General features: G+C 51.3%; 13 protein-coding genes. 10 read left to right on the top strand and 3 right to left on the bottom strand.

The features are described from left to right. Positions 1–23 precede the first annotated feature (23 nt). Together DX130_RS14745 and DX130_RS14740 are read left to right on the top strand one after the other, a co-directional pair. Positions 24–1,865, top strand: coding sequence for a cache domain-containing sensor histidine kinase (locus DX130_RS14745; RefSeq protein ID WP_165861291.1), 1,842 nt, complete (start codon positions 24–26; stop codon positions 1,863–1,865). A gap of 31 nt (positions 1,866–1,896) precedes the next feature. Continuing rightward, complete coding sequence (locus DX130_RS14740; RefSeq protein ID WP_116046624.1) at positions 1,897–3,072, top strand: response regulator transcription factor; 1,176 nt, start codon at positions 1,897–1,899, stop codon at positions 3,070–3,072. 67 nt (positions 3,073–3,139) lie between these two features. On the opposite strand, the gene DX130_RS14735 is transcribed toward DX130_RS14740, so the two are convergent. Next, the gene (locus DX130_RS14735; RefSeq protein WP_116046623.1) at positions 3,140–3,751 is read right to left on the bottom strand and encodes a superoxide dismutase; all 612 of its coding nucleotides are present in this window, start codon (positions 3,749–3,751) and stop codon (positions 3,140–3,142) included. Positions 3,752–4,193: 442 nt separating this feature from the next. Here DX130_RS14735 and DX130_RS14725 point away from each other — a divergent pair, with 442 nt between their 5' ends. From DX130_RS14725 to folE, 7 genes are all read left to right on the top strand, one after another. Continuing rightward, the gene (locus DX130_RS14725; RefSeq protein ID WP_116046620.1) at positions 4,194–4,616 is read left to right on the top strand and encodes a GNAT family N-acetyltransferase; all 423 of its coding nucleotides are present in this window, start codon (positions 4,194–4,196) and stop codon (positions 4,614–4,616) included. A 303-nt stretch (positions 4,617–4,919) separates the two neighbouring features. Then, on the top strand, positions 4,920–5,480 hold the full coding sequence (locus tag DX130_RS14720) for a DUF402 domain-containing protein (protein ID WP_116046618.1): 561 nt from the start codon (positions 4,920–4,922) through the stop codon (positions 5,478–5,480). Then, a complete protein-coding gene (gene lepB / locus DX130_RS14715) occupies positions 5,477–6,004 on the top strand; it encodes a signal peptidase I (protein WP_116046616.1) in 528 nt (175 codons plus the stop codon). Before DX130_RS14720 ends, lepB begins: the two co-directional genes overlap by 4 nt. Before the next feature lie 15 nt (positions 6,005–6,019). Further along, on the top strand, positions 6,020–6,454 hold the full coding sequence (rnhA, locus tag DX130_RS14710; protein WP_116046614.1) for a ribonuclease HI: 435 nt from the start codon (positions 6,020–6,022) through the stop codon (positions 6,452–6,454). A 3-nt stretch (positions 6,455–6,457) separates the two neighbouring features. Continuing rightward, positions 6,458–7,606 (top strand): tRNA epoxyqueuosine(34) reductase QueG, encoded by a 1,149-nt coding sequence (gene queG / locus DX130_RS14705; protein WP_116046612.1) that lies wholly within the window; start codon positions 6,458–6,460, stop codon positions 7,604–7,606. 176 nt (positions 7,607–7,782) lie between these two features. Further along, entirely contained in the window at positions 7,783–8,004 is a 222-nt protein-coding gene (locus DX130_RS14700; protein ID WP_116046610.1) for a YneF family protein, read from the top strand. A gap of 35 nt (positions 8,005–8,039) precedes the next feature. Further along, positions 8,040–8,633: a GTP cyclohydrolase I FolE gene (folE, locus tag DX130_RS14695; protein WP_116046609.1), complete on the top strand. Its 594-nt coding sequence runs from the start codon at positions 8,040–8,042 to the stop codon at positions 8,631–8,633. Between the two features lie 94 nt (positions 8,634–8,727). Here the strand turns inward: folE and DX130_RS14690 are convergent, their stop codons facing one another. Further along, complete coding sequence (locus DX130_RS14690; protein WP_116046607.1) at positions 8,728–9,798, bottom strand: alpha/beta hydrolase; 1,071 nt, start codon at positions 9,796–9,798, stop codon at positions 8,728–8,730. A 311-nt stretch (positions 9,799–10,109) separates the two neighbouring features. Here DX130_RS14690 and DX130_RS14685 point away from each other — a divergent pair, with 311 nt between their 5' ends. Then, positions 10,110–10,853, top strand: coding sequence for an IclR family transcriptional regulator (locus tag DX130_RS14685; protein WP_116046605.1), 744 nt, complete (start codon positions 10,110–10,112; stop codon positions 10,851–10,853). 121 nt (positions 10,854–10,974) lie between these two features. Here DX130_RS14685 and acnA read toward each other — a convergent pair whose 3' ends face one another. Next, the gene (gene acnA, locus DX130_RS14680) at positions 10,975–13,689 is read right to left on the bottom strand and encodes an aconitate hydratase AcnA (RefSeq protein WP_116046603.1); all 2,715 of its coding nucleotides are present in this window, start codon (positions 13,687–13,689) and stop codon (positions 10,975–10,977) included. Between the last annotated feature and the right edge of the window lie 167 nt (positions 13,690–13,856).

Raw genomic sequence — 13,856 nt, 5'->3', positions numbered from 1 at the left:
CCCGTATGCTGGGAGGCAACGCTTTGTTGGGAATTCGACTGAATACGTTTCGCGCGCGTCTCTTATTATGGATATTATTGTCTACGCTCACTTTGTTGATCGTTCTGACCGGCGTTTTTTATCAATACACAGCTCAACAGATCGATATGCGAGTCGGCGAAGCCGCGCAGCGGAACGTGTCTCAAGCGATGGATAACTTCTCGTTGCTTGCCAGAGGTTATGACAGTCTGACCAAGTCGATTATGAGCAATGCGGAAATTCAACGCTTGCTGTCTCGCGAAGAGCCGACGGTCATGGATGAGTTCAATAAGCAGCTGCTCATGATGGGGGCGCTGGGAACGATTTATTACAGCTATAACGATGTGAAGAGCATTCATATTATTTCACCGGTGGGCAATGTATATAGTTATGAATCGACCACGCACAAAATTAACCATAGCTTCATGAAAAGCGAATGGCTGAAGGAGCTGCGCGAATCGGATGGCTCGCTCGTGTGGGGCGGGATGCTCGGCGAAAGTTCTTTGACGATCCGGGAAGAGCAAGAGGACCCTGTCTTCACTTTCGGACGTGTCATGACGAATCTCTATACGACAAGGCCGCTTGGCATCCTCGTCATTGAGGCGGACCCGCGTACCTTCATTTCTTCGATGAACAATCTGATGATCAAGCCTGAGAGCCGATCCTACGTCTATTCGGCATCAGGCTCCCTGCTTGTCACCTCGCATCCGGATGAAGAGCAGGCTCCTGTGGAATTCATGGATTTGGATCGTTTTCCGTTCATGGAAGATGCAACTGACGCCAGCGATAAAGATCGTCTGATTGTGACAGCTATGGACCCCAAGCGGGGGTGGAAGCTGCTATCGGTCACGCCGAAGCCCGTTGCTAAGGTCGAGCAGGCTGCGGCGAACCGATATTTTGTCATTGTATCGGTTGTCATTGTGATTGCCGCCATCGTCATTGCATTTCTGTTGTCCCGCTCGGTATCCAAGCCAATCAAGTCAATCGTGCAGGAGATGAGACGAGTGGAACGGGGGGACTTGAGTCCGCAATTGCATACTCGCGCTTCCTATGATGAGATTAACTATATGAACGAGCATTTCAACCGGATGGTTAGTGAAATTAACGGGCTGGTAGAACGCAATAAAATCGCTACAGCGAGTGAGAAGAACGCCCAGATTCATGCGCTGCAATCACAGGTCAATCCGCATTTTCTCTACAATACACTGGAGATGATCTACTGGCTGCTCGATGAGCAAGAGAACGAGAAGCTGGCCAATCTGATCAACTCGCTCTCCCGCATGTTCCGCTACAGCAGCGATTGGCGCAGTTCAACAGCCATGCTGAAGGAAGAATTGGAGCAGATTCATTACTATATGACCATTATTGGAGCCCGGTCTGACGGACGCATACATGTGGTGCACCGGGTGGATGAGGATTTGATGGATACCCTTCTTCCTAAGATGACGCTGCAGCCGCTTATTGAAAACGCGGTGATTCACGGGTTGTCAATCAAGTCGGGCGAAGGAACGATTACGATAACGGCAAGCGGGGAAGGGCAGACGGTTTTTATCCAGATTCACGATGATGGCGTAGGCATCCCTCCCGAGAAGCTGAAGGAGCTGCAGCTATCTCTGAAGCGTGCGGAACGGCTGGAGTGGAGTCAATTGAAGGAGGAAGAGCGCCAAAGTCTGAGCGTGGAGCCTGCCATCTATGGCGAGTCGCAAGGCTCCGGAGCGGGATTCCTGAATGTGCACCGCAGGCTTGTGCTGGAGTATGGGGCAGGGTATGGTCTGCGAATTGAGAGCGAGGAACAGGCAGGCACTACCGTAACCGTCATGGTGCCTTCGATCATGTCTAGAGCATAGCGTTACTTAAGTTCGTCAAGGGGGGAGAGGCATGCATATACTCATCGTTGACGATGAAAGGACGATCCGGGAAGGGTTGAAACGAACGATTGGCAGCGTGTTTCAGGACGTCAACGTCAGTACGGCTGCATCGGCGGATGATGCGCTCCAATTACTTCTTCGCGAGCACATCCATGTCGTCTTCCTGGATATTATGATGCCGGGCATGAATGGCCTCGAGCTGCTCGCAGAGGCGCGTCATACCCATAAGGGAATCAAATGGATCGTCGTATCGGCTTATTCCGAATTCGCCTATGCGCAGGAAGCGCTGCGATTGGGGGCGAAGGATTACATACTGAAGCCGTTCGGCAGGGATCAGGTTGTCCAATCGGTTACGACGCTGCTGGAGGAGTGGAGGCTGGAGAAGGCCAAGCCTACGGGCAGGGGATTGCTGGAGCAGAATCTGAACTATTTGCGCGAGGCTGTGTTCCGCAGATGGGTACAGGGGCTGGACATTGGAAATTTTGACCTGCGATCGATTCGGGAGGAGCATGAGCTGTTTCATCTGCTGGCGATTAAGCTCAATAGCAACCCGGAGCTGACGCTGGGCAATTTCATCGTAGAGAATGTGACGGCCGAGCTGATCGAACGGCATGGGAAAGGATTTCTCGTTAATCTGGACGGCGATTTCCTCGTCGGTGTCATTACACTTGCGGGAGATATGAGAGGCGAGGAATTCAAGCAAGAGGCAGTGAAGCAATTGGATCGTTGCCTGCAAGTCCCTTACCAATTCTATATGAGTGAGCTGCTGCTCGACTTCTATTCCATTCCAGAGGAGATTCGCAAGTTTCATAAGACGGATAAGGAAGCGGAGGCCGACGAGGATCATGTCCCTGCAGGCAAAAGCGATGTGATCGACATTGCCATTCAATATATGAAAAGCAACTTCCAAGAGAATCTGTCGCTGGAGATTGTTTCCTCCGTTGTGTATTTGAATCCCGTCTACTTCAGCAAGCTTTTCAAGCAAAAAACAGGAACCGGGTACAAGGAATATGTAACGAAGCTGCGGATGGAGAGGTCGGAGGAATTGTTGAGCGATCCTGAGTTGTCGATCACTCGGATTGCAGAGCTTGTCGGTTATCCCGATGTACGCCATTTCACACAGGTGTTCCGCAAACATTATGACTGTACGCCCAGTCACTTTCGTGCAGAGAAGTCGAACATCTAATGGATGCTTACAGCAAAGAAAAGCCTCCTTCCGCTTAGCGGAATGGAGGCTTGTTTGTATGGTTCGATTATTTAACGGCAGCTTCGTAACGCTTGCCAACTTCGTCCCAGTTCACTACGTTCCAGAAAGCTGCAATGTAGTCAGGGCGTTTGTTTTGGTAGTTCAGGTAGTAAGCATGCTCCCATACGTCCAGACCAAGGATTGGCGTTTCGCCTTCCATGATTGGGCTGTCTTGGTTCGGAAGGCTGTATACTTTCAGCTTGCCGTTCGCTACAGCTAGGAATGACCAGCCGCTGCCGAAACGAGTTGCAGCCGCTTTTGCAAAGTCAGCTTTGAACGCTTCGAAGCCGCCCAGCTCGCCCTCGATTGCCGCTGCAAGTGCGCCAGTAGGAGCGCCGCCAGCGTTAGGAGCGATTGTTTCCCAGAACAGGCTGTGGTTCGCATGGCCGCCGCCGTTGTTGCGCACAGCTGTACGGATGGACTCAGGCACGCTAGCCAGGTCGCCGATCAGCTCTTCGATCGATTTGCCTTGCAGCTCAGGAGCCGATTCCAGAGCAGCGTTCAGGTTCGTCACGTATGCGTTATGGTGACGTCCGTGGTGAATTTCCATTGTAGTCGCATCGATGTGCGGCTCAAGTGCATTGTGTGCATAAGGCAAAGCAGGTAGTTGATGTGCCATTATTATTACCTCCCGAATATGTAGTTGGACAACTCCATTATCCCTTATCGGAGCGAATAAATCAACATTTATGTTGAAAAAGTCGCGGGCCGTTGCGGGCGGTTATGCAGGGCTCTCTATAAGCCCGCAAAGTAGCGTCTCCTATTCAATAGACAATTATGCGTCTGGCGAAACAGGACAACGTAAACAAGGAACGATTGGCGCAGGATCGGAAGCATTGTATGGAATTAGCTCTTCAGAACGGCAGCTGCATTTGGGAGAAAATATTATGAATTAATAGGATTAATAATTATGTAAGCGTTTATTATTAAGCGCTTACATGAAAAAAGGGGCGATTTTAAACATTTTTTAAAGAATTTTAAAGAAAAAAGAAGGAATACGTATCATTTCGTCGTATTATATACGGGTACGAGACTATGACATGGTAGAAGGTGTTAATTGAATGAATGTTCGTTCCTTCCAGTTGTCCGACTACAAACCGCTTACGGAACTGCTAGAGGAAGTTCTGACAACGGAATGTTATGAGCAAACGATGGAAGCATTTGCTCGTCAATTATCATGGGATAGCGATCTTGTTCTTGTCGCTGTCAAGGATTCAGAAATCGTAGGCATGATTATCGGCACGATCGATAACAACAAAGGCTATTACTACCGAATTGCGGTATCGCCCGAGCATCAGCGAAGCGGCGTAGGCAAAGGATTGGTAACCGCTTTGCGCCAGCGCTTCGTTCAACGCAATGTATCCAAGATTCTGATTACGGCGGACGAGCATAACGAACCGGTTCTGCCGCTCTATGAATCAATGGGTTTTGCAACCTCGGATTTTTTCCGGGCGTTCCAAAAGCTTAGTATCGTAACAGGTTAGATAGAGATTGTTATTCATTCGTGTTTTACATGGGCATATCTGTAAGGCCATTGCATTTGGCTTGCGGATATGCTTTTCTTATTACTATAAGAGGTTGTTCAAAAAGTCCACTTTTGATTTTGATCACGAAGGGGATCGGGAAGCTGACTCGACATCGAATATGGCATTCAGCCGGAACTTTCGGTGCTCACGTAGCCTCCACTACGCTCCGCTCCTCATTTCCTGGCTTCATCCCATCTTCTCGGTGCTGAAAACCGGACTTTTTGAACACGCATTATAAGGAATTTGAGGAGCACGAAAGGTATGGAATCCGTATATGAACCCTGCATCATCAAAAGCTTCAAGCATGATGGTCATATTCATCGGCTTTGGCAGCAGAATTGGATCGTGCCAAGCCATTTGCTCATAGAAGAACATCAAGAGGAATCCGTTATCGTCCTCATTAACCGGCAGACGCCGATACAGGAATCGGATGGGAAGCAGTGGGTAAGCCGGGTGCCGGCTGTCTCTTTTTTTATCCCAGGACAATGGTTTAATGTCGTCGCGCTGCTTGAACGGGGTGGCGTACGTTATTATTGCAATATCGCATCGCCTCCTTATCTTCATGAAGGCACTCTGACTTATATCGATTATGATCTGGACGTAATCCGGACGGCCGACGGCAACCGACATATCGTCGATCAGGATGAATTTGAGCTGCACAAGCAGCAGTACCATTATCCGCAGTCCGTTCTTCTTAAGGTAAGGGAGGGCATGAACGAGCTGCTGGGGCGTGTCGAGCGCGGCTCTTCTCCTTTCTCGGACATAACGGCTGTCACTTATTACAAGCAATGGCTGTCGTGCTGCAATGAGGTGAGTGAATGAGTCTAAAGACTATGCTGCTGGACTGGGTGAAGACGATTGTCATCGCCATTGCTATCGTATTGTTTCTTCATTATTTTGTTTTCCATCTGTCTACGGTCGAAGGGCATTCCATGGAGCCGACCCTTCAGGAGAAGGAGTGGCTGTACGTCAACAAATTTGTCTATCTGTTCGGAAGTCCCGATATTGGCGATGTCGTTGTGCTGAAGGACCCGTACGTTGCGGAGGACGGGAAGCGTCTGCTTGTGAAGCGCGTCGTAGGCAAGGAAGGCGATCGAATCGAGATTGCGGGAGGACAGCTGTACCGGAATGGAGAACTCGTAGACGAGAGCTATACGGATACGATGATAGAAGGAGAAAGCTACGGACCCGTTGTCATTGGGAAAGGACTATATTTTGTGCTGGGAGACAATCGGCATGAGCGGGCGAGCCTGGATAGCAGAAGCTTCGGTCCCGTGCAGAGCGATTGGATTACCGGCAGGGCTGACTTTATTGTGTGGCCGCTCAAAGAAATCAAAACGCTGTAGCAGGAGGTGCGGAAGTTGAAAGATGTGATGATCTATACGGACGGCGCCTGCTCAGGCAATCCCGGTCCCGGTGGATGGGGGGCTATTCTGTTCTACGGCGCGCATAAGAAGGAAATCTCGGGCGGAGAAAAGGCGTCGACGAACAACCGGATGGAGATTCAAGCGGTCATAGAGGGGCTCAGGCTGCTCAAGGAGCCTTGCAGAGTGCATGTATACAGTGATTCCGCTTATGTCGTGAATTGCTTCCAGAAGGGTTGGATTCACGGCTGGCTGCGCAATGGCTGGAAGAACAGCAAGAAGGAACCCGTGGAGAACCAGGATTTGTGGAAGCAGCTATGGGAGCTGATGAAGCTGCATACGGTGGAGTATGTGAAGGTGAAAGGCCATAGCGATAATGAATACAATAATCGATGCGATGAGCTCGCACGAGAAGCGATAAAGCGGTTATAGCCTATGAATTACGACTGGATTAAGCTAAAGCAGGAAATGAAGGACGCTGCCAAGGAGCTGGGTATCGATTCGATTGGCGTTGCGTCGGCAGAAGTATTCACAACGTTGAAGGCCCGGCTCATCCGGCACCGGGAGTTAGGGAGAGAGTCGGGCTTCGAAGAGCCCGATCTGGACAAGCGCACCGATCCGTCGCTTCTCTTCGACGATCCGCAGAGCATCATTGCGATTGCAATTGCTTACCCCTCCAAGCTGATGGATCCGCCGAAGTCCGAGCCTGGCGCCAGGAGAGGCATTATGGCGAGGTCGGCATGGGGCGAAGACTATCATAAGGTGCTTCGCAACCGATTGGAGCGGCTTGAAGCTTGGCTGAGAGAGCGCGTGCCGGAGACCCGGGTGGAGAGTATGGTCGATACGGGCGCCCTGTCTGACCGTGCTGTAGCGGAGCGGGCAGGGATCGGCTGGAGCGCAAAAAATTGCGCCATTATATCGCCCGAATTTGGTTCCTGGATCTACCTGGGCGAGATGATTGCGAATTTGCCGCTGCCTCCCGATCAGCCCATAACGGAGAGCTGCGGAACATGCACCAAATGTATCGATGCCTGTCCGACCGGAGCGCTAGTCGGACCGGGTCAGTTGGATGCGAAAAAATGCATCTCCTTCATTACACAGACCAAAGGCATGGTGGAAGACGAATATATGCGCAAGATCGGCAATCGGCTATACGGCTGCGATACCTGTCAGGTCGTCTGTCCCGTGAATCGGGGCAAAAACTGGACGCATCAGCCCGAGCTGCAGCCCGATAATGAGCTGGCGAAGCCGTTATTGGTACCGATGCTGACGATCGGGAATCGGGAGTTTAAGGATATGTACGGATTCACCTCCTCGGCCTGGAGAGGCAAGAAGCCGATTCAACGGAATGCGGTCATCGCACTTGGCAACTTTAAGGAGAAGACGGCTGTTCCCGATCTGATCGGCGTGCTGAAGCATGATCCGAGGCCTGTGCTTCGCGGGACGGCGGCGTGGTCGCTGGGCAGAATCGGCGGGGAAGAAGCTGCCACGGCACTGCATGAGGCGATGCGCGGGGAGAGCGATGCGGAAGCGCGCGACGCGATTGCTTCTGCGATTCATATGCTGGCTTCGGAGCAGGAATAACGTACCGCTAATCGAGCCATTCGCCCTGATTTGTATGCCTGGGGTATGGCTTGATTTTTTCTGTATGATGTCGTGTTTGATTCGTTGCGGAACAAGCACGAACATGCTATGATACAGGGATGTTAGGTTCAAAATGATAATCTATCGACAAATATTGAAAGGGCTAGGTGACATAGATGGCATGGTATAATATCGTAATCCCTATCGTAACGCTGATCGTCGGTGCTGTAGGCGGCTTTTTTGTAGGCGTATTCTATTTGCGCAAGCAGCTCGAGAAAATGCAGAACGATCCTGAGATGATTCAGCGCATGGCTAAGCAAATGGGGTATAACCTGAATAAACAACAAATGACGCGTGCCCAAAATATGATGAAAAATCAAAAACTTCCTCGCAAATAAGAATTATTGGAGGAGCCGGAAGGAGCGGAAGACGAATGGCGGGCAGAAAAGACTACGTCAATTCGAAGGTATCGGACAACCGGGAGCAAATTGAGTTTCATGTGAAAGAAATTTTGAAGCTGATCGGGGAAGATGTAGAGCGTGAAGGCCTGCTGGATACACCTGCACGCGTAACTCGTATGTACGAAGAAATATTCGCCGGTTACGAAGTAGATCCTCGCGAGGTGCTTGGCGTTACGTTTGATGAACAGCATGAAGAGCTGGTTATCGTCCGGGATATCGTCTACTACAGCCAGTGCGAGCATCACATGGCTCCGTTCTACGGTAAAGCGCATATCGGTTATCTTCCTAGCGGCAAGATTGCCGGGCTTAGCAAGCTGGCGAGACTAGTAGAAGCTGTTACTCGCAAGCTTCAGGTACAAGAGCGCATCACATCGCAGATCGCCGACATTCTGGATGAAGAGCTTGCGCCTCATGGCGTTATGGTCGTCGTGGAAGGCGAGCATCTCTGCATGTGCGCCCGCGGTGTGAAGAAGCCGGGAAGCAAGACGGTAACCTCTGCCGTACGCGGAGAATTCCGCTCAAGCTCTGCACTTCGTTCCGAGTTTCTGGCTTTGCTTAAGCAATAGATCATTATGATTACTTAAACAGCAAGCGAGCATGCCTTCCTACTCCGCAAGATGCGGTCAGGAGGGCATGCTCGTTTTTATGCTATCGTAATTATTATTCATGGCTCTTGGTTCCCACTTGTCCGTCCACTTGACTGAGGAAAAGCGCGGTGCGCTGGACATACTCCCGAGGGTGGGCTCGGAACAGCAACTCATGCTGTCCGTCCTGCACAATCCAGGATCGCGATAGGGCGTTGCTCTGATTCGCAGCGATGGCTTCAGCTATATCGAAAGGCGCTTTCACATCATTTGTTCCATGAATAATATAGAGGGGCATATCATAGGGCGTGCCGACAACTTCTTCAGCGGGAATGGAGCCGAAGCTGCTTCCTGTCCAAAGCGGTATCATCGATTCGATCAAGGGCAGCGAAGGGAATTTCGGCAGCGGAACAAATTGATTAAGATTATCAAACAAAGCCTCTGAGCTTGGAATAAAGAGACTATCAAGAATCATCGCATCAATGTCGTCTGTCAAAAGCGCGGTCTGCAGTGCTGTGCCGGCACCCATGGAGAAGCCCCATACGACGACGTCTTCAGCGCCTCGTGACTTGGCGTATTCGACAGCCGCAAGCAGCTGCTGGGATTCTTCTCTCCCGCCTGTTGCAGGAGCCTTGTAGTGCTTGGAAGCATAACCGTAGTCAAAAAGCAGCACATTATATCTCAAATCGTGCAGCAGTTTCGTCAAGTCGTACATGGGTACCCAATTTTCCTCGCGATTGGCCCCATATCCATGGCTGAATATGACCGTTCTGGCGGAATATACGTCTTGCTCGCCGTCTGCAGCAGCAGGGACATACCAGCCGCTGACGGTTGTCTCGCCGCTGTGACTAGGGAACACAACATCCTCATAGGTTGTGCCGATTGCGTCCTGCGGATTCGATGACAGCGGAGCAACGTAAGGATTAGCCAGCATCCAGGCCACATAACCGTGAAATACGATGATGGCAATGAGGATGGTCGCAAACAGGGCGGCAATAGCAGCGAATAGGAGATGCTTGCGTCTCCCGCGGGTCTTCTCCCGAAGAAGAGCTGCGACCGAATCGGTCTGCATGAGGGGAGCGGGCAGCGCCGGATGCGCAGGAGCGAAGCTCTCCAGAGGGCGTGTCGTCGTGATCGTGGTGTCCATGCTAGCATCCCCCTTGTCGAAATCTATCATGAAAGCGTTATCGTATCGTCTACTATTAATGGTAGTAAAGTCCCGGCAGCCTGTCAATTCGTTTCATTCGATTGTAAGGGCTCTGTAATCGATCTGTAATGTTGAGAAGCTGCTTTACGATTGCTGATCGAATGAGGTATACTAATTGAGAATCAATTTCAATAGTTTTGAAAAAGGGTTTCAGACGGTGAAACTCGAAATGTAAGATATAGATTTAAGAATAGATCCTAACAGGATGCCAATAAGGGGCTTAATCAGAAAGAACAAGGAGGTGCTGAGAGTTGGAAGAGGGAAAGTCTACGGTCCGGGCAGTGGATCGCGCGCTTGATATATTGCTTTGCTTCACATCGAAGACAGACTGGGCGATGACGGAAATTGCGGAGCATGTCGGTCTTCATAAGAGTACCGTACATCGAATGCTCGCTACGCTTGAAGAGAAGGGATTCATTGAGCGTGACCGGGAGACAGATCGCTATCACCTGGGCCTCAAAGTATGGGAGCTGTCTGCGAATCTGTCGCGCTCGGACGATCTGGCCACGATCTGGCTTCCTGAGATGGTCAGACTTCGCGATCAATTGGGCGAGACGGTCAGCATCTACGTGCGGGATGGCGCAGAGCGGATCAGGCGTCAGGCCGTTCAGAGCAACCAGGCGGTCAGAAGGGTTGCTCCTGTAGGCGTCAGATTGCCGTTGTATGCGGGCGCCTCCAGCAAGGTACTTATTGCCTACGCTGATCCAGCGACGCAAGAGAGCATCTTGGAGGCACCGACATGGCCCTCTGCCATTGAGATGGAGCCATATAGACAGCAGTTGCAGGAGGTTCTGGCTCAAGGGTATGCGACTAGCTTCGAAGAGCGGGAGGAGGGAGCAGCAGCGCTATCCTCGCCAATCTTTGACCGGTCGGGCGCTATGATCGCTGCCTTGTCCGTATCCGGTCCCGCTAGTCGGCTGAAGATTTCCACGATGCGCGACTATGCGCCCGTTATGATGGAATCGGCTAGACGAATGGGAACGATGACACGTTAATCATGGTGAGGAGTATCTTCTCGATGTACAAAAAACTCCGTTCCTTCGCATAAGCGATGGAACGGAGTTTTTGTATAGCGGTGACAGCGGCAGGGCGAAGCCGAGCAGCTATCCGCAATTATTATTGCATATTGGCGATCATTTGACGAAGCACCGTTTGCAGGATGCCGCCGTTACGGTAGTAGTCTACGTCAACGAGGGAGTCCAGACGAACGATAGCCAGGAATTCGAAGGTCGAGCCGTCTTCGCGAGTAGCCTTAACGGTTACCGTCTGACTAGGCTGAACATCGTTGGAAAGTCCGGAGATGTCGAACTTCTCTGTTCCTGTAATGCCAAGTGTCTTCCAGCTTTGGCCCGCTTGGAACTGAAGCGGAAGTACGCCCATGCCTACCAGGTTGGAGCGGTGAATACGCTCGAAGCTTTCTGCGATAACGGCTTTTACGCCAAGGAGGTAAGTACCTTTGGCAGCCCAGTCACGCGAGCTTCCTGTGCCATATTCTTTGCCGGCAATAACAACAAGGTTTTTGCCTTCTTCCTGATACTTCATGGAAGCGTCGTAGATGGACATGACTTCGCCGGTAGGCAGGTAAGTCGTTACGCCGCCTTCCGTGCCCGGAGCTACTTGGTTACGGATACGGATATTCGCGAATGTACCGCGCATCATTACTTCATGGTTACCGCGGCGGGAGCCGTAGGAGTTGAAGTCCTTGCGATCTACGCCGTTGTCGATCAGGTATTTGCCGCCTGGGCTATTAACCGTAATGTTGCCGGCAGGGGAGATATGATCCGTTGTAACGGAATCGCCCATTAGCGCCAGTACGTTAGCTGCAGGAATATTGGCAATGTCATTCAGCTCGGAGCCAAGGCTCTCGAAGAATGGAGGGTTTTGGATATAAGTGGACTTCGCATCCCACTCGTAGCTTTCGCCTTCCGGTACGTCGATGGCGTTCCAACGCTCGTTTTGCGTAAATACGTTCTCGTACTTCTCGTTAAACATTTCTGGGTTCAAGGATTTGGCTACAGCTTCCTTGATCTCAGCGTTTGTCGGCCAGATGTCTTTCAGGTATACAGGCTGTCCGTCTTGGTCGTGTCCGATTGGATCATTAGCCAAGTCGATGTTCACTGTTCCTGCCAGCGCATAAGCGACAACAAGCGGAGGAGAAGCCAAGTAGTTCGCTTTCACTTGAGCGTGAACGCGGCCTTCGAAGTTACGGTTACCGGATAATACAGCCGCTACCGTCATATCGTTGTCTGCGATCGCTTTGCTTACTTCGTCAGGAAGCGGACCGGAGTTGCCGATACAAGTCGCGCAACCGTAGCCTGCAAGGTGGAAGCCAAGCGCTTCAAGCGATTCAAGCAAGTTTGCTTTTTTCAAATATTCCGTAACGACCAGGGAGCCTGGCGTCAGGGAGCTCTTCACGTAAGCTGGCTTAGTCAGGCCACGCTCAACGGCTTTTTTCGCCACGAGACCTGCGCCCAGCATTACGCTAGGGTTGGATGTGTTCGTACAGCTTGTGATCGCAGCGATCACAACTGCGCCAGTGCCCATTTTGGACTGAACGCCGTCATTGTGCTGTACAGGAACCACTTGCTCGATCTTCTCATCGGACAGGCCATAGCCGCCTTTGTCGATCGGCGTGCGGATAATACTGTTGAATGCTTCTTTCATCGCAGTCAGCTCTACGCGGTCCTGCGGACGCTTCGGTCCAGCCAGGGAAGGCACGATTGTCGACAGGTCAAGCTCGATGACGTCGGAGAATACAGGATCTGGCGTAGCATCGGTGCGGAACATGTCTTGTGCTTTGTAGTAAGCTTCAACGAGCTTGATTTGCTCTTCTTGGCGGCCAGTCTGGCGCATGAAGTCAAGCGTCTCGCTGTCAACCGGGAAGAAGCCGACTGTAGCGCCATACTCTGGAGCCATGTTGGCAACCGTAGCGCGGTCAGCCAAGCTGATGTTGGACAAGCCTGGGCCGAAGAACTCGACGAACTTGCCTACAACGCCTTTTTTACGAAGTGTTTCTGTAACCGTCAGAGCCAGGTCAGTCGCTGTGGAGCCTTCTGCCAGGCTGCCTGTCAGCTTGAAGCCGATAACCTCAGGCATAACGAAGTATAGCGGCTGGCCAAGCATGCCGGCTTCCGCCTCGATGCCGCCTACGCCCCAGCCCACTACGCCAAGACCGTTGATCATGGTGGTATGGGAGTCCGTACCTACCAGGGAGTCCGGATAGACGACCGTCTCGCCGTCAATCGTTTTCGTAGCTGCCACGGATGCCAGGTACTCCAGGTTAACCTGGTGAACGATACCAGTTCCAGGAGGAACAGCGCGGAAGTTATCGAATGCGGTTTGTGCCCAGCGAAGGAAACGGTAACGCTCTTCGTTACGCTCGAATTCTACTTTTGTATTGTATTCCAGAGCTTCTGGAGTACCGAAAGCATCAACCATGATCGAGTGGTCGATAACGAGATCGACAGGGACGAGCGGGTTGATTTTCTTCGGATCTCCGCCGGCTTTCTTCACCGTGTCGCGCATAGCGGCAAGGTCAACGACAACCGGTACGCCCGTAAAGTCTTGAAGCACGATACGTGCAGGAATGAATGGAATTTCTTTGTCTTCGCGACCGTTAGCCCAGTTGGCAAGCTGCTTCACATGCTCAGGCGTGATGGCGCGTCCGTCGAATTGACGTACCGCTGCTTCCAGCAATACTTTGATTGAGAAAGGAAGCTTGGAAATGTCGCCAAGGCCTTGCTCTTCCAATCCGCCTAGACGGTAGTAGGCGTACGATTTGCCGCCCGACTCCAGCGTTGTGCGAACAGAATATTGATTTTGTTTAGACATCGCTATTCTCCTTTTCGTGTGCAAAGATTGTTGTTTCATTAGACGAAACACGATTTCAAAAACCTTATGTTTCTAGTATAACGTTAAAAGCAGGGGTACGTAAAGTCCCATGTTAGCCTTTCTCCGCTTATGCCATGCCCCGATTAGAGGTTCCTCGCTTACAGAAA

The organism is Paenibacillus paeoniae, from assembly GCF_003388735.1.
Taxonomy (GTDB): Bacteria; Bacillota; Bacilli; order Paenibacillales; family Paenibacillaceae; genus Pristimantibacillus; species Pristimantibacillus paeoniae.
The sequence above is the reverse complement of the archived record's forward strand: the minus strand, read 5'-3'. Positions and strand labels throughout refer to the sequence as shown.